The organism is Streptomyces sp. NPDC016469, from assembly GCF_040632905.1.
Classification (GTDB): domain Bacteria; phylum Actinomycetota; class Actinomycetes; order Streptomycetales; family Streptomycetaceae; genus Streptomyces.
This window is the reverse complement of the sequence record NZ_JBEYCQ010000003.1, coordinates 69,264-84,212: the sequence shown is the minus strand read 5'-3', so window position 1 is coordinate 84,212 and position 14,949 is coordinate 69,264. Positions and strand designations below refer to the sequence as shown.

The 14,949-nt window shown below is 69.7% G+C and carries 12 protein-coding genes and 8 pseudogenes; 9 read left to right on the top strand and 11 right to left on the bottom strand.

What is annotated here, in order from left to right; all coding sequences use genetic code 11:
• Window positions 1-194 precede the first annotated feature (194 nt).
• The gene (locus ABZ565_RS04015; RefSeq protein WP_361020183.1) at window positions 195-416 is read right to left on the bottom strand and encodes a hypothetical protein; all 222 of its coding nucleotides are present in this window, start codon (window positions 414-416) and stop codon (window positions 195-197) included.
• Window positions 417-1,227: 811 nt separating this feature from the next.
• Window positions 1,228-1,452: pseudogene (locus tag ABZ565_RS04010) on the bottom strand (AraC family transcriptional regulator); the annotation flags it as partial.
• Window positions 1,453-1,571: 119 nt separating this feature from the next.
• On the opposite strand from ABZ565_RS04010, the gene ABZ565_RS04005 reads away from it, so the two are divergent.
• The gene (locus ABZ565_RS04005; RefSeq protein ID WP_361020649.1) at window positions 1,572-1,730 is read left to right on the top strand and encodes a hypothetical protein; all 159 of its coding nucleotides are present in this window, start codon (window positions 1,572-1,574) and stop codon (window positions 1,728-1,730) included.
• A gap of 30 nt (window positions 1,731-1,760) precedes the next feature.
• Here the strand turns inward: ABZ565_RS04005 and ABZ565_RS04000 are convergent.
• Window positions 1,761-2,136, bottom strand: a pseudogene (locus tag ABZ565_RS04000) (transposase family protein); the annotation flags it as partial.
• Between ABZ565_RS04000 and ABZ565_RS03995 the strand changes: the two are divergent.
• Window positions 2,132-2,419 (top strand): Imm51 family immunity protein, encoded by a 288-nt coding sequence (locus tag ABZ565_RS03995; RefSeq protein ID WP_361020181.1) that lies wholly within the window; start codon window positions 2,132-2,134, stop codon window positions 2,417-2,419. The pseudogene ABZ565_RS04000 and the gene ABZ565_RS03995 overlap by 5 nt on opposite strands.
• Window positions 2,420-2,467: 48 nt before the next feature.
• Here ABZ565_RS03995 and ABZ565_RS03990 read toward each other — a convergent pair whose 3' ends face one another.
• Entirely contained in the window at window positions 2,468-2,581 is a 114-nt protein-coding gene (locus tag ABZ565_RS03990; RefSeq protein ID WP_361020179.1) for a helicase, read from the bottom strand.
• Window positions 2,582-3,241: 660 nt separating this feature from the next.
• On the opposite strand from ABZ565_RS03990, the gene ABZ565_RS03985 reads away from it, so the two are divergent.
• Both ABZ565_RS03985 and ABZ565_RS03980 read left to right on the top strand, forming a co-directional pair.
• Window positions 3,242-4,714 carry a hypothetical protein gene (locus tag ABZ565_RS03985; RefSeq protein WP_361020177.1) on the top strand — a complete coding sequence of 491 codons (1,473 nt, stop codon included), beginning with the start codon at window positions 3,242-3,244 and terminating at the stop codon, window positions 4,712-4,714.
• Between the two features lie 68 nt (window positions 4,715-4,782).
• The gene (locus ABZ565_RS03980; RefSeq protein WP_361020175.1) at window positions 4,783-5,025 is read left to right on the top strand and encodes a hypothetical protein; all 243 of its coding nucleotides are present in this window, start codon (window positions 4,783-4,785) and stop codon (window positions 5,023-5,025) included.
• A 24-nt stretch (window positions 5,026-5,049) separates the two neighbouring features.
• On the opposite strand, the gene ABZ565_RS03975 is transcribed toward ABZ565_RS03980, so the two are convergent.
• Both ABZ565_RS03975 and ABZ565_RS03970 read right to left on the bottom strand, forming a co-directional pair.
• Window positions 5,050-5,904, bottom strand: coding sequence for a hypothetical protein (locus ABZ565_RS03975; protein ID WP_361020173.1), 855 nt, complete (start codon window positions 5,902-5,904; stop codon window positions 5,050-5,052).
• Between the two features lie 904 nt (window positions 5,905-6,808).
• Window positions 6,809-7,624, bottom strand: coding sequence for an SAM-dependent methyltransferase (locus ABZ565_RS03970; protein ID WP_361020171.1), 816 nt, complete (start codon window positions 7,622-7,624; stop codon window positions 6,809-6,811).
• Window positions 7,625-7,994: 370 nt separating this feature from the next.
• Between ABZ565_RS03970 and ABZ565_RS03965 the strand changes: the two are divergent.
• Window positions 7,995-8,363 (top strand): annotated as a pseudogene (locus ABZ565_RS03965) (transposase); the annotation flags it as partial.
• Between the two features lie 44 nt (window positions 8,364-8,407).
• Here ABZ565_RS03965 and ABZ565_RS03960 read toward each other — a convergent pair.
• Complete coding sequence (locus ABZ565_RS03960; protein WP_361020629.1) at window positions 8,408-8,902, bottom strand: DUF4265 domain-containing protein; 495 nt, start codon at window positions 8,900-8,902, stop codon at window positions 8,408-8,410.
• A 225-nt stretch (window positions 8,903-9,127) separates the two neighbouring features.
• Here ABZ565_RS03960 and ABZ565_RS03955 point away from each other — a divergent pair, with 225 nt between their 5' ends.
• Window positions 9,128-10,006: a TIGR03620 family F420-dependent LLM class oxidoreductase gene (locus tag ABZ565_RS03955; protein WP_361020169.1), complete on the top strand. Its 879-nt coding sequence runs from the start codon at window positions 9,128-9,130 to the stop codon at window positions 10,004-10,006.
• A 164-nt stretch (window positions 10,007-10,170) separates the two neighbouring features.
• On the opposite strand, the pseudogene ABZ565_RS03950 reads toward ABZ565_RS03955, so the two are convergent.
• Window positions 10,171-10,755, bottom strand: a pseudogene (locus ABZ565_RS03950) (leucine zipper domain-containing protein); the annotation flags it as partial.
• A 93-nt stretch (window positions 10,756-10,848) separates the two neighbouring features.
• Here ABZ565_RS03950 and ABZ565_RS03945 point away from each other — a divergent pair.
• Window positions 10,849-11,700, top strand: coding sequence for a class I SAM-dependent methyltransferase (locus tag ABZ565_RS03945; RefSeq protein WP_361020167.1), 852 nt, complete (start codon window positions 10,849-10,851; stop codon window positions 11,698-11,700).
• Between the two features lie 112 nt (window positions 11,701-11,812).
• Window positions 11,813-11,926: pseudogene (locus ABZ565_RS03940) on the top strand (DUF664 domain-containing protein); the annotation flags it as partial.
• Window positions 11,927-12,401: 475 nt separating this feature from the next.
• Here ABZ565_RS03940 and ABZ565_RS03935 read toward each other — a convergent pair.
• The 3 pseudogenes from ABZ565_RS03935 to ABZ565_RS03925 all read right to left on the bottom strand — a co-directional run.
• Window positions 12,402-12,623: pseudogene (locus tag ABZ565_RS03935) on the bottom strand (ISAzo13 family transposase); the annotation flags it as partial.
• Between the two features lie 258 nt (window positions 12,624-12,881).
• Window positions 12,882-13,016, bottom strand: a pseudogene (locus ABZ565_RS03930) (hypothetical protein); the annotation flags it as partial.
• 91 nt (window positions 13,017-13,107) lie between these two features.
• Window positions 13,108-13,375: pseudogene (locus tag ABZ565_RS03925) on the bottom strand (transposase); the annotation flags it as partial.
• A gap of 62 nt (window positions 13,376-13,437) precedes the next feature.
• Between ABZ565_RS03925 and ABZ565_RS03920 the strand changes: the two are divergent.
• Complete coding sequence (locus ABZ565_RS03920; RefSeq protein WP_361020165.1) at window positions 13,438-14,610, top strand: PP2C family protein-serine/threonine phosphatase; 1,173 nt, start codon at window positions 13,438-13,440, stop codon at window positions 14,608-14,610.
• Window positions 14,611-14,949 lie beyond the last annotated feature (339 nt).

The following is a 14,949-nucleotide window of genomic DNA, read 5'->3' as shown; positions in this document are numbered from 1 at the left end:
GCTTCGCTATGCCTTACGAGCTCGTGCATGGTCAGGGGTGACGATGGCCTCGCTGTCTCGTTGGGCCGTTCGTGGTGGGGATGCAGGCTCGTGGGTTGATCGTGTCGGAGCTGCCTGGCTGGCCGGCTCGACGCACGTACGGGTGCGCAACAGGTCGAGGAGATCGTCATCGACAGTCCGCGCGCTGCAACGGCTCAACTGGTCCAACCGCCGATGTGAGAGCTGGCCTCGCCGCCAGCGGCCACCCACTCCTGGTAGGCCCTCGCGATCTCGCCGAGGTACTGCCCAAGATCGAACCGGACTTCGTCCACGAGCCTGCCCCGGAGGTCCGGGTACATCAGATCGGTCCACACGACGGTCTCGCCCTGGAGGCGCACACGGACGACGACCCCGCCCGCCTCGGGTGCGGAGGGCACCGCAGACGCCACGCTGACGTCTCGAACTGCATCGGTCGGATAGAGCGGCCCGCCAGGGAGGAGGAGTTGTCGGGGATGCAGGCCGACCGCACCGCTGTGGCTTCGCGCGATCATGTCGAGTCCATCGACAAAGAGGTATGTGTGCACACCCTCACAAACCGGCGCCCCGGAGCAGCGACCGACGAACAACGTGCTGGTGATGGCACCATCGCTCGGGGGGCCAGGAGCTACTACCCGAAGCTTGCGCGGCGGTCTACGCGGCATCTGCCCATCGTGACGTCATGAGCGGATCTCAGCGACAGCGCCTCCCTGCGTGGTCGATTAGCCAGACCCCGTCCGAGGTGTGGGCATCAGATACTGCTCATGCGAGCTACTTGGCACTTCGCGGCAGCTTCGGGGGCACAGCGCCGTCACCGCCGCTGGCGAGTTCCCGGGAATCAGCGGGCCTGCCGCAGGTGCAGGTTCGTTCGGCCTGGGCGGCTTTGCGGGCTTCCAGAGCGACCGCGTCCGTGGTCATGGCTCCGGCCCGCAGGGCCGCGGCCAGGCCTGTGACGACATGCTCATGGGGCAGGTGACGCCCCAGCAGGGGGACTTCGATCAAAGCCCGGGCGCCGTCCCGCTCACGATGCGTCTTGCGGGCCTGGTCCCACCGGGCATCAGGGACCGGAGTGAACCTGCCTGCCGAACGGGCCTGTTCGAGGGCTGTGGAGCAGGGGAACGCGCCAGGCTCGCATACCAAGAGTTCCAGGCAGTGGTGGTCCAGACAATGAGCCTTTTCAACGCGGCCACGATCGAGTGACGCCGGGGGGACACGGCGGCTCATGTACGCCCGCGCCGCCAGCCTCTCCACGTCGAACTGCTCGTGAGGTGCTCCAACGCCCAGGCGACGACCTCGGTGAGCTCGTCCGCGCCGGTCTTTTCCGGTAAAGACCTGTCGAGGTAGCGCCCTCCTGACCGCCCGAGCGGGGCGGCGGGACCACCAGTCGGCGGGCCAGGGTCCTGCCGCCTCGTTGCCGCGGTCCGTTCGCACGATGTGGGGAGAATCGTCTCAGGCACCTGACACGTCAGCCAAGTTGACAGCGCCCACTGAGCCGTTCCGGATCGATGGCGGCTCGGGTGAGGCTTCGCGCTGGCATCGGTGGGTACATCCGCACTATGGATGCTGGCGCATGGATATCGCTGATAGCTACGGGGATCGTCCTGCTCATCGGCGCGGGGCTCATCTGCTACGAGCGTTGGGGATCCGGCGCGAACAAGAGCCGGGAGTACGACCTCGGTCCGGACAACACCAGCGGCGGAGGCGGAGGCGGCTGACGCCCGCGGTTCGGCTCCCATGCAGGCGCGGTCGGCCAGGACTGGAACGCCCTGACGCTCGCAGATCCGGATGATCCGGTGAGTGCGGGCCGCGGTCAGATCGTGCATGCGGCCGGGCAGTGCAGGCGCGATCCACAGCAGCCGCCCAACCGGGTGGGTCACCACCTGCACGTTCACCCCGTACCGGTGGTGCTTGTGGGAGTAGTCGGCCCGGCTGTCGCCGAGCCGGTCGCACCGCCAGATTGCCATCGAGCAGAACGTGCGCCGGGCCGCGGTCAGGGTCGGTCTCGCGCAGAGTGCGCAGCAGGCCGGGCGCGTGGTCGACCAGCATGTCGACGACGACTGCCACGTAGGCGTGCGCGGTGCCGACGGAGGTGCCGAACTCGGCAGCGAGTTTCCTGATGCTTTTCGACGGTGACATGGAACACGTCGAGGACGTCTTCGAGGAGCACAATGCCGAAGGCAACGGGCACGGCTGGGAGGACCTGGCCCAGTGGCTCGTCCACTCGCTCATGCCCGAACTTGCCGACCACCTGGACTTCGGGTCCGAGTCCGGCACCCTCGTCGTCACCAGCACTGACCCCACCGCGCTCAAGCAGCTGGGAGACGTGCTCCGTAACACGTTCCACGACCGCGAGCTCCTCGCACGCCGTATCCAAGGCGCGGACCCGCTCTTCCTGCCTCACTGAGGAGCCGGGAGGGTCTGACACCGCCCACAAAGCAGCCAGTCCTCCCGTTCAGACCGCCGCCCAGTCGAGTTCTGGGTCGGCGAGGGCGGTGAGTTGATCACCGGTCAGTCGGCCGTGCCGGGTTTGGTGGTTGCTGAGGAACACGCCGAGTCGGACGGACATCCCGTCGGGCAGCTCTTCGACGTGCTGCCGTCCGACCGTGGTCTTTCCCTCCCGAGCGACGTATTGCCGGAGCGCTTCTACGCCTTGCTGGAAGCCTTCGGAGCCCTTCCGGCCCCACAGAGCCTTCGCCGCTTTCCCGCGCTGCGCCCGGACGGGCCTTCACAGCCGCCGGAGGCCGCAACTCCCAGCCCCTCCAGCCGTCGCCGCTCTTTCGCGCTGAGCTGCGCCCAGTTCCGTGCCCGCCGAACCGACCAGCGGCCGATGTCGTCCCCCCGGCTGCGCGTCCTCCAGCGTGTTCCCGGCGTCCAGGAGCGCGACCAGGTGTAGCGCTGCCAGTACACGGTCACGCCCAGCTTACGTACGGGTCGCCGACCCGAGTGCCGACCGCCCGCCGCAGCGCGTCCCGGATCTGACGGGCGCGGCCGAGGGCTCGGCCGGCCCCTGGTCCAGCGCCTGGCCCGGAGGGGCACCCTCAGGAGCCACCCCCGGCCAGGGCAAGGTCCTCCTCGCCGTGTTGCCCCGCTGACCTGCGTAATCCTCACCCAATTGGCGTTGACCCGCGCCCCGGTCACCCGCGATAGTGACGCGTCCGGCCGTCGCCGGTCGCTTCACAGGGTGGGGATCTCCATGCAGGACACCGGGCACACGAACACGCCCGACATGGCACAGTCGGCAGGGCCGGAGGCGGAGCAGCGGTCACCGGAGGCCGCCGCCGCGCTGCAAGCCGTACGGGAGGCGCTCGCGGCGAAGCGCTGCGGCGAGGCACGCGAGCGGGCCACCACCGCACTGGAGGAGTACGGCCCCGACCCGGAGCTGTACGCAGTGCTGGGCCGGGCACATGTCGCCGAGGACGAGGACGACCACGACGACGAGGCCGAGCGCGTCTACCGCCGGGGCCTCGACGCCTTCCCCGACAACCTGGTCCTGCTCGCCGCGTACGCCGAGCTCTGCCGGGCCGCTGACGGACTGGAACGCCCCGGCCGCGCCGCCCGCGCCGCGCAGCTCATGGCGCGGGTCGAAGAACTGGCCCCCGGCTCGCAGGAGGCCCAGCGGCTCCGCGACCCGGTTCCGCTCTGGACTGCGCAGAGTCCGGCGCCCCAGCTCTCCCTCTCCCACACCCAGCGCCACGACGTCCGCCAGGCCCTGGCCGCCGCCCCCGGCCTGGCCGAGGCGGCCCGCCTCGCCGATGAGGAGGCGGGGCAGCACCCGTACAGCCTGCGCGTGGCGATTCGCGCCGAGACGCTCGCCGCCTTCACCCGGCCCGGCCGCCCGCTGCTCCTGTGGCTGATCAGGGCGCCATATCTGAGCGTCCTCGCCGTCCTGGCGGTAGGCGCCCTGACGCTCGTCCTCGACGCGTCGGCGCGCTGGTCGGTGTGGGCGGGTGCCGGCGCCGTGCTGGCCCTCGTTCCGTACCGGCTGCTCACCGTGCTGGAGAGCGGCGCCCGCATCCGTGCCATGGACCGCGTTCTGCCGCTCCCGGCGGCCGCACCGGAACCGGCGAGCCCGCTGTCCTCGCCGCCCCCGCCGGGCCTGCGAGACTTCGCGGTGCTGGGCGCGGCGCTCACCCTCGCGGTGTTCGCGCTGGTCTCGCCGATGGCGCTCAAGTCCGTGCCGGCCGAGCCCAAGGACTACCCGCGCTACACGGTCACGCCCCCGCAGGAGTTCCGGGGTGAGCCGCTGGCCTCCGCCGTGCCGGTGGTGGACGGGGTCGGCTCAGATCTCGCGTCGCTGTGGACGGAGACCCTGGACGTCGAGGGCGCGTTCGCCTACCTCTACGGCGACCTGTCGGTCCTGGGCAACAGGAGCGGCCCGGACGCCCTCATCTTGGGTGCGACGGGTGACTTCCGGGGCACCCCCGACGCGTTCCTGAAGGGATATGAGCTGGGGCTGTCGGAGTCGGACTCGACCATCAACGAGATCTGGCAGCCGGATGCCGGTCCGGGCGGGGGCAGGCTCCGCTGTGTCTCGTTCGCGGACGACATGGAGGCTCCAGGTGCACGTGTGGCGTGCAGTTGGGTGGACGACGGCAGTTACGGCACGGTCGTCATGAACGAACGCCTCGACCATGACGCCGCGGCGAAGGCCGCCCGCACGGCGCGGGACGCGGTGCTGCACGGCGGCGTACGCGTCTAGGCCGTTGTGCCCGCGAGCCGCGCCGTCCCCTCGATCGCGGAGGCGGTGGAGCGGCAGACCGGGGTGGTGTGGGCGCTCAGCTCCGGGCGTTCCCCGAGGTGGAGGCGACGGCCGACGACCAGATGGCCCCGATCGGGCAGGCCCGCATCGAGCGCCGCTACCAGACCGACGTCTCCCGCTCTGTGGCGGCCCTGCACCGGGCCCGGGCTGAACGCGCTGCCCCCGGGGGGTGGGCGATAGCGGTGGCGGCTGCCGTGGTACTGGCCGTCATTGTCCTGCTCGCCGTCAGTGCCAACCGGCCGGCGCCCTGAGCGGGCGCCGGCTCGTGGTGCCGCTCAGCGGCTGCATCCGACGCGTTCCGTGGACAGCGCCAGGTCGTCCAGGCGCAGGTCGTAGGAGTCCGGGGTGGGATTGCCTTGGTAGAGCTGCCAGCCGATGCGGACGGTGTCGAAGACGGGCAGGACGAAGTCCACCGGATTGCCTCCGTGCCGAGTGGTGGTGACGGTCATGTCGGGCTGGGGCTCACCGTCGATCCATACAGCCACCCGGTTGTCCGAGGCGTCCACCTGCCATTCCAGGCACGTCCACTTCCCCGGTTCGGCCGGGGCGGACTCGCGCCAGTCGGTCCAGTCGCCCGTGGGGCCGCCGTCGGAGCCGATGCCCCACAGCTGCACCCCGCTGCCGATGGTTGGTACGTACTGGCCGCCGATCGGTCGGACCACGCTGCCGTCGCCCCGGCCGGTGGCTTCCACCAGGGTGAAGTGGGCCCAGTCCGGAGCGGTGGGGAAGTCGTCGACCTCTACCCGCATCCGGCCGAAGAAGCTGTTGTCCGGGGCGGAGAACTCGTCGACCTCCAGGAACGCGTACCCGTTGCCCTCGGTGCGCACCCGGAGTACTTGGTCCGCGCCGCGCTTCCCGCCGTGTCCGCGGCCCCGCTCGCGTTCGACGGACAGTGCGCCGTTGCGGGTGTCCACGCCCCAGCGCAGGCTGGTGCTCGCGCCCTGCGGCAGCTCCTCGAAGTCCTCGCAGAACAGTAACGCCGGGTCGGGGGCACAGCCGCCAATCGGCCGGCCGCCGTGGCGGTCGTGTGCCGGAGCGCCGCCGGTGGCGGCCACCACCGTGATGCCGGTCAGGGCGACGGCGACGAGCAGCCGGTGCAGCCGCCGGACGGAGAGGAGGGGATAGCGCATGCGAAGTTCTCCAATCGGGGTGAGGTCGGAAGGGCTATGGGAGCGCTCCCATAGATCGTCCGGCACCCTACGGCAACTGCTGCCCCCGCACCAGACGACTGCCGATAATGCGCCGGCACCGCCCGAGGCGACTGGGGGCAGTGCTGCCGTCGAGGCTTACTCGGGGAGCGCGGCCCCGAGGGTCCCCGCCCGCTATCACCGGCTGCCCCCGGGCACGAGCACCCGGCTCGACTGATCCCGCGCGGCGACAGCGACACCCGGGGAGGCGGGAGCCCGCTCAGTGGCCGGCCCGCTGCTCGTAGCGCGTCGCCGCGTCCAGGAGCCAGTGTCCGGCCCCTCCGACCGGTCGACTGGACCGATCTGCCGGGCCCCCTCCACGCAACGGACGTCGTCGGCCAGGGCGAGGCCGCTCACGGTCTTGATCCGCGCCAACTGGTCGTCCCCTGCCGACCGTCTCCGGCTCCAGGGCGCGCACCCCCGGGCGACCCACCGTCTCGGCGAGTTGATGTCGCACCGCCGTGCTTGCCTCGGGCGTCAGCTCGCTCACGACCTCAGCGGCCAGCCAGTCCAGTCGTACGCTCCGTATCCAACCCTCGGTTGTAGCACGCTGCGGCGAGCCGCGGAGGTCCGGACGGGCCTGTCGATAACGCCCCGGCGGGTAGCGTGGCCGTTGGGGAGCTGCTGCGCCATCTGCGGGGTGAGGGCTCGCACCAGCGTGCGTACGAAGATCACCGCCGCCGCTCGTCGTCCACGCGTCGAAGGGCGGAGGCCTTCCCGGCACGTGCAGTTGTCACGGCCGAGAGCTTTGGATCGCAGCCTGTGTCCTGCCCTGTGCGGCCCATACAGAAGCCCGCTAACGACGTCGGCGTCACTTGCTGCGCCAGCAACGCATCGGGCGGCTCCCTCAGGCAGTTCCGTGCTTGAGGCCCAGGCCGCCACGGAACCCCATGTCGTCAGGCCCCTCGGACACCGCTGCGTCCGGGCGCCAGCGGTCGACGGTCACTACGCCCGGTTCCAGCAGTTCCAGTCCCGTGAAGAATTCCTCGATCTGCTTTTGTGTGCGCAGCACCACGGGCTTGGAGACTTTGTTCTGCCGGTAGAAGGCCGATGCCTCCGCTGCCCTGACGGGATCTGCGTCACCGCATGCATGGGACAATGCGACGTACGAGCCTGCCGGAAGAGCGTCCACGAGAACCCGCAGGACGCCCGCCGGGTCCTCGTCTTCGTCGAGGAAGTGCAGGATCGCGGCCAGGACAAGGCCCACCGGACGTGTCATGTCGAGTGTCTCGGTCACCTCAGGCGATTCCAGTACCGCGCGCGGGTCACGCAGGTCGGCTTGCAGGTAGGTCGAGCGGCCCTCTGGCGATATCGGGGTGAGCAGAGCCTCGGCGTGCCGGAGCACCACGGGGTCGTTGTCCACGTAGACGATCCGAGCCGAGGGCACCATGCCTTGGGCGATCTCGTGCAGGTTGGGCCGGGTGGGGATGCCGGTGCCGATGTCCAGGAACTGTGTGACACCGCCCTCTTTCACCATGTGCCGTACAGCGCGCGCCATCCATGCCCGGTTCTGCTGCGCACTGCGCTGGATCTCCGGCCAGCGCTGGGCAATGCCTTCCGCGACGGCTTGGTCCACGGGGTAGTTGTCCTTGCCACCGAGGAGGCTGTCGTAGACCCGCGCCGGGTGCGGCTTTCCCTGTTCGAATGATCCGTTGGGGAACACACGATCTCCTTCGCGCGATGGCACGTTCGGTCCACACAACAACACTCTGGCCAAAGCTATTTCAACATACTGTGTAGTGCGAACCTACCCTGGCTCCGGGTCGCTTCGGCCCGACTCATCACGTCGCACGAGTGGGCGCCAGCCCTCGCGGTCGATGCCCAGGGCCATGTCGAGGACGTCGATGGTGCCGACGCATCCATTGCCAGGGGTTCACCGAGCCCGTACGCAGGCCGGCAAGGACCCGGCCACATGGATGCCGGCCGCCGACTCCGCCACCTGCACCTACCTGTCGACTGGGCCGCCGCGAAGCCGGCCTGAGGCCTGACCGCCGACGAAGCCGAACAGCAGGCGCTCCTCAAGGGCGCCAGGCGTGTCCTGCGTCCGCCGCCCTGTGGCCGCAGCCTCGACCGCCGGTCAGCGGCTCCGCGATCTCCCACAGCCCGTCCGGTACAGGGTCTGTCAAACAAGCGGTGTGACTCGGGTTGTTGCGAGCTGCTGTCGGGCTGCGGAGAGTCGGCCGTCGAAGGCAAGAGGTGCGGGCCGGCGGGACATCCTCGGGCTGTGGTCGGCGGCGGCGAGGGCGCCAAGCACTGGATGCACATCCTCACCGGGATTACAGAACCGCGGCGTGAACAACGTCCTCGTGCTCGTCCGCGACGGGCTCAAGGGCCTGTCCGATGCCGTCGAGACCGTATGGCCGAAGACGATCGTGCAAACCTGCGTGGTCCATGGGCCTGGGCAGCATCTACAGCTCGGGCCGCGAGCGCGGCCGCGCCGACCGCACTATGCGTTGCGCCATGCATCGGTGACACAACCGGCTTCGAAGTGCCACCACCCATCCATCTGGCCGCGGATGAGCAACGCCTTGATCCCACCGAGGTCTGCATCGGCCGGCACCGTGACGGCGACCAACGGGAAGTCCTTGCTGAACACTTCACCACCCAAGCCGAACGGCGACAGCCGCTCGCGCACAGCCCGAGCGCTGCTCCCCAGTGGGCCGGAGGGAACGGGCAAGACCCGAACCGTGCAGTTACCTGATGCCTCCACCCGTTCCTTCGCCCAGTGAAGTCCGTCGGCGTCTGTTACGAACCGTACGACCTCGCCCTCAGCCACCCCGTCCTGCAGGAAGGGGACGTTCTCCACCCTGGCGGTATCTCCGCTCAGGCGAGTGGCCCAGAGCCCTTCAGTGTCGTGGGGGAGCCAGCCTTCGCGCGGCACAAACCGGTACCACACCTTGATCCGATCGCTCTCAGTAGCGCTGGGCTCGGATGGAGTCATAGAGGTCACGAGCCAGATGATCCCGCACTCATCGAAACGGAGGCCCGAGCTGCCCTTGAAGAGGGGCGCCGGGGCGCTGTGCCCGGCAGGCTGATGCCGTTGCGCTCTCGTCAAGGCCGGTGATCCGGACATTGGTGGTCGGCTTTCAGGCGGCGCGGGGGCTTGGGGGATGCGGGTGCTGCCTGCGGCCTTACAACGGAAGTTCTTCTTCCGGGAGGATTTTCTGTGAATCTTGGTGCAACGGGTGTCTGGAGTCTGGCGTTCACACACGGGGATCGCGGCGAAGCGCGGGAGGCTGCGGCCGAGCTCGAAGAGCTTGGCTACGGGACCATCTGGCTCGGCGGCAGCCCCGGGGGCAACCCGCGCGGAGACCTGGTCACGGCAGCCGAGGTCCTGGCTGCGACCAACCGGGTCACCGTCGCGACCGGGTGCGTGTCCATCTGGGACAAAACCGCTGACCAGCTCGCCGCCGCCTATCACGCACTGCCTCAACGGCAACGAGCCCGGCTGCTGGTGGGACTGGGCGTCAGCCACGCTGCTTTCGTCGACCGATATAAGCAGCCCTACCACGCGCTGCGCTCCTACCTGGACGCACTGGACGCGGCGGTTCCTGCGCTACCGCCAACCGCACGCATCATCGGCGCGCACGGCCCGCAGATGACCCGCCTGGCGGCCGCCAGATCCATAGGTGTGCATCCCTATCTAGTCGATCCGGAACATACCGCCTGGGCCAGGACGACATTGGGTGAGGGACCCCTGCTGGCCCTGGAGCAGACGGTCCTCCTGGACCACGACACCGGCAGCGCCCGCGCCAAGGCCAGGACCATGCTTGCTCCTTACCTGAACCTGGCCAACTACCGGGCGGCCTGGTTGCGCGCGGGCTTCACCGCTCAGGACCTGACCAGTGGCGGCAGTAACAGGCTGATCGACGCGCTGTTCGTCTGGGGGAACCCGGATCAGATAGCTGTACGGCTCATCAAGCACCGCCTGGCCGGCGCCGGCCACATCGCCGTCCAGGTGGTCGCTGACGACCCAGCCGTCTTCACCCGCCGGGCATGGCGTGACCTCGCTCCAGCGCTCACGTCGGCTCAGGTGGGCTCCTGACCGGCAGGTGCGCGACGGGCGGCGAGGTGCGGGGCGCTCGCGGGCCAGTGGCCGAAGGGTCCGTCGTGAAGGTTATGAGGGCGGTACGGGCGGGTCGGATTGCCGGTCGCCCCGAGGTCAGCGGGGGCGGTTTTCCAGGCCAGGCCCTTGCGGCAGGCCCAGGCGTTGTCGGTCATGACGCGTGCGATGCGGGTGATGCCGTGGTCGTGGGAGAAGGCGGCCGCGCGGGTGAGGAAGACTGCGCAGGTCGCGACCTTTTCGTCCGTGTGGATCTCGCTGTAGGCGAGGCGGGCGTGGTCGTCGACTGCGGAGCGGACGTAGTCGGAGCCCCTGCCGCGGATGGGCCGGCCCGCGTCGCGGCCCAGGACCCGGTGGCCGCCGCCGTCAGGGATTCGGCCCGGTTTCCTGACGGCGACGTGGACGAGCTCGCCCGGACGCTCGCGTTCGTGGCGGCGGATCACGGCGCCGGTCGGCCGGTCCATCCACGACAGCCGGTTCAGCCCGTGACGGGCCAGGATGCGGTGGACGGTCGATGCCGGCAGGCCGAGGACCGGGCCGATCCGGGCGGGGCCGATTTTGCGGGCCCGCCGCAGGTCACAGACCTTCGCCTCGGTGCCGGGCGGGGTGCGGCGCGGTGTCGTGGCCGGTCGGCTGGAACGGACTTGAAGACCGCAGTCGCCTTCCGTGCGCCAGCGACGGGCCCACTTGTGGGCGGTGGCCCTCGATATGCCCATCTCGGCCGCGTCATGGGGTGAGCAGTCTGCTGGAAGTGGACGACGCGCATGAACCTGGCTGCACTCATCACTCCATCTTGGAGTCGATCGTCTAGCTAGGCTGGCGGGGTGACTAGTGAACGGGAGCGGGTGCAGCCGTCGGGAGTGTGGGCCACGGCTGTGGGGGTGGCCCGGGTGCGGGCGTTGGAGACCGAGCGGGAGGACGCACTGTTCCGCGACCCGCTGGCACAGGCCTTCGCTGCCGCCGGCGGCCTGTGGCCCTCCTTGCCGCCGCTGCCCGATGACGAGGCCGCGCGCCGCCGCAGGCTGGCCGTGTCGTTCTCCATCGTCATCAGAACGAAGTTTCTCGACGACCTGTTGCAGCAGGCTTCCGCGTGCGGGGTGCGGCAGGTCGTGCTGCTCGGCGCCGGCATGGACAGCCGGGCCTTCCGCATGGACTGGCCCAAGGGCACCCGGCTGTTCGAGGTGGATATCGCCGCGCCATTGGAGTTCAAGACGTCGGTGCTGCGCCAGGAGCGGGCCGTCGCACGCTGCGAGCGGATCACGGTCGCGGTGGATCTGCGTGAGGGCTGGCCGGCCGCGTTGGCAGCCGCAGGGCACGACCCGGCCGCGCCGACCGTGTGGATCGCCGAGGGGCTGCTGATCTATCTGCCCGAGGAAGCGGTAGAACTCCTGCTGGCCCGGATCGGTGCGCTGTCTGTGGCAGGCAGTTGGATGGGGCTGACGTTGGGCGCGCGCGGCGTGGTTGAGCGCTTCGGCGCGAGTGCGGAGCCGGGATCGGCGGCGTCCCTGTGGGTCTCGGAGATGCCTGACGACCCGGTTGGCTGGCTGGCCGGGCACGGCTGGGAGGCCGACAGTCACACCTTGCGGGAACGCGCTGCCGCCTACGGCCGCCCGATCAGTATTCCTCCGCAGCGTGAGGAGCGACCCGGCGGACTGATCTCGGCGGTCCGCCGGTAGACCGCTGCCAGGAGGTCAACGTCAGCGGCACGTCCAGCAGCAGCTGCACTGGAGAGCCGGATGGCCGGGAACCCGTCAACTCCGGTTCGGCGGGGGCCGCGCGGAACAGGCCCACATGATCGAGGAGTACGCCCGTCACTACGGGCACGCCGACTTGATCCGCGAACGGATCGACGGAGCGGTCGCGAGGACGGGGTCGCATGCGCCCGCCGGGTCGGGCAGCTGAGCCTCGACGTGGGGAAGTTCGGCGAAGAAGGAGACGCCCGCGTAGTCGAGCACGGTGACCTCTCCGGCCGGCAGCCGCTTCGGCGGCTCGGCCGTGCGCCAGACGCCGTCCTCGTCCAGACGAAGGGCGACGAGCCGGGCCTGCCGGGCGGCCTGGGCACAGTACAGCAGCAGAGAGAGGACGGCGCCGAGGATAATGGCCTGCTGCAGGGGGAGCTGGGTGGTGGCGAGAAAGGTGAGGACCATCGCAGCCGACGACAGCCACGAGGGCACTGTTTCTCGGATCTCCGGACGCGCATGGGGTGTTGGGGTCAGGCTGGAACTGCATCCGGGCCGCAGACGGCCGCCGACCTGGCGCCCGCTCCGAGCCGCCGGCCGCCTCGCAGGCCAGCAGTGACGACGTTCAGGCGGAGATGGCAGCCGCCCGCAGGAGGATCCGTGAGATCGAGGAAGAACGGGACATTCTCCAGCTCGGCCGCCTTCTTTCGCCCTCCGCCGGGGTGACGCACCCACCCCAACGATGCCTGACCGGACACCAGTTCAGCAGCCCCGCGCGAGACCGTGGCCTCCCGGACCCCGGCCGCAGCAGCGACGGTCCTGATCCCGCCATGCCCCAGCGACAGCGCTTCCGCCCCTATGGCCAGCCAACGCTGACGCTCGTTCAGATGCGACAACAACACCTGGAACTTCGGCCAGATGCGGCAACAACACCTGGAACTTCGGCGCCAGAACGGCCTCGATCCCCTCCCGTCTCCCCATACCGGAACAACGAGCCCCACAGCTGGAAGCCACGACTTGTTTCCCGGCAAGTTACTGATCATTTCAGAATGAGTTCGGGAGTTCCGCGAGGAGGATCTCGTGCAGACGGGGCCAGACGCCTGCCTCGATCCAGACCCGCAGACGCCTGCCTCGGTCCATTCCTGCAGGCGCCGCCAACAGGTCACCCCGCTGCAGCCGATCGTCTCGGTCGGTACGTCCGCCCAGGTCACGCCCGTGCGCAGGACGTAAGACGATCCCGCGTAGAGCCGCACGGTCGTCCGTCGGCAGCCGGCCTGGATACCGCCGGCGCCGCGGCGGACGAGGGGGAGCAATCGGCCGACACGATCCCACAGATCATCAGGGGCTGCGAGGGTGACGGTACCGAGGTAGATGTAGGCGCGTTTCTCGTAGCGGCAGGTTTCCGCGGCGCAGCTCGGCCGGCAGGGCGGCGTGCGGGCGTGGTCGGACGCCGGCCTCGGGTCCCGCCCCGGAGGCGGCGCCAGGCCGTGACGCCGGAGCAGCCCACGGTCTCGGCCGGGACGTCGCGCCAGGCGACGCTGGTCCGAAGGACGTACAAGATGCCGGCGAGAGTCGACCGGTCCGGAACGCGAAGTCGCCCGGGATGCCGACGGCGCCGTTGGGGACCGGGCGGCAGCAGCGGGGCCACCCGCTCCCACACATCTCCTGAGAGATGCGGTCATGCCTGGGCCAACAGGGGGAAGGAAGGAAGGTCCAGAAGCTAGGGAGGCTGTTGTGGAGCGTGATCGGGTCGGACTGGCAGAGGTGCTCGCTGCGGCCGAGGCGGCCGCGCCGGTGCGCTCACTCGATGTTGTGGCGCACATTCTGCGTGAGCGGTTCGGGGCGCGGCACGTGTCGTTCTTGTTCGTCGACATCGTGGGCCGGCGACTGCTGCGAGTCCATGAGGAGAAGGCGGCCTCACGGGAGCACGGCGCCGGCCAGGTGATACTGACCGGCAGCATCTACGACGATGTCCTGCGTACCCAGAAGCCGGTTGTGGCGCTGGAGGGCGGACAGGGACAGCGGGTGCTCGCTCCGGTCACCAACCGCGGAGACGCCATCGGTGTGCTGGAGCTCTATCTCGCCGACGCCACCGAGGACGTGCTGGAGCAGGTCGCAGACGTGGCGCACGCGCTGGCGTATGTCATCGTCACCGATCGACGCTTCACCGATCTCTATCACTGGGGCAACCGCACCGCCTCGGTCACCCTGGCCGCGGAGATCCAGCGCCAGCTCCTGCCCTCGGCGCCCTCGTGCGAGGCACCCGAGTTCACTCTCGCCGGCGCCCTGGTTCCCGCCTCCGACATCGCCGGGGACACCTACGACTACAGTCTCGATGAGGACACTCTGCACCTGTCGATCACTGACGCGATGGGCCACGACGTCGACGCTTCCCTCATGGCCACCCTGGCCGTCAACGCCTCCCGCGGCGCCCGCCGCGCGGGCCTGGGCCTGGCCGAACAGGCCCGTCAGACGCACCAGGCGCTCCTCGACCACGGCCGCCGCACCTTCGCCACCGGCCAGCTCCTGCGCATCGCCCTGGACGGCACCAGTGCCCAGCTCGTCAACGCCGGCCACCTCTGGCCGCTGCGTCTGCGTGACGGCACAGTCGAGGAGATCCGCCTGCATATCAATCTCCCCTTCGGCGTCTCCGCGCACGGTACCTATCAGGTACAGGACCTCGACCTGCGCCCCGGCGACCGCATCCTCCTCTACACCGACGGCATGCAGGAACGCCAAGCGAAAGCCGTCGACCTGTCCGGCTTCCTGCGCGACACTGCCAAGGATCATCCCCGTGAAGCCGTCCGCGCCATGGTCGCCGCGGTCACCGAAGCCTGCGGGGGTGACGTGCGGGACGACGCCACGGTTCTGTGCCTGGACTGGTTCGGCCCCACCCGCCGAAGATGAAGCTGCCCCGAAGTGCCCGCATACGGCGGCGGGCAACGACGTGCTGCGAAGTCTCCTGGACGATCGGGTTCAGCCGGTGGGCGCGTCCGTGCGCCTTCCGCCGGCCCGCAAGAAGGCCGGTCTGTTCACGTTCGCGTACCTCTGGCCATCGTGGCGGCTTGCTGGTGGGAGAGCAGTCCGGCGAGGGCCTGGATGATCTCGCTCATGTGAGCACGGTGGCCGTGATGCGGCGAGGGGTCGCCTGTGCAACATCCGGGGTCAAGGCCCGAACTGCGCTTATGCCCTCTTGGTCTGAGCCTGGACCGAACAAGTCTTTCCCCTCCCACATGGACAGCTCGT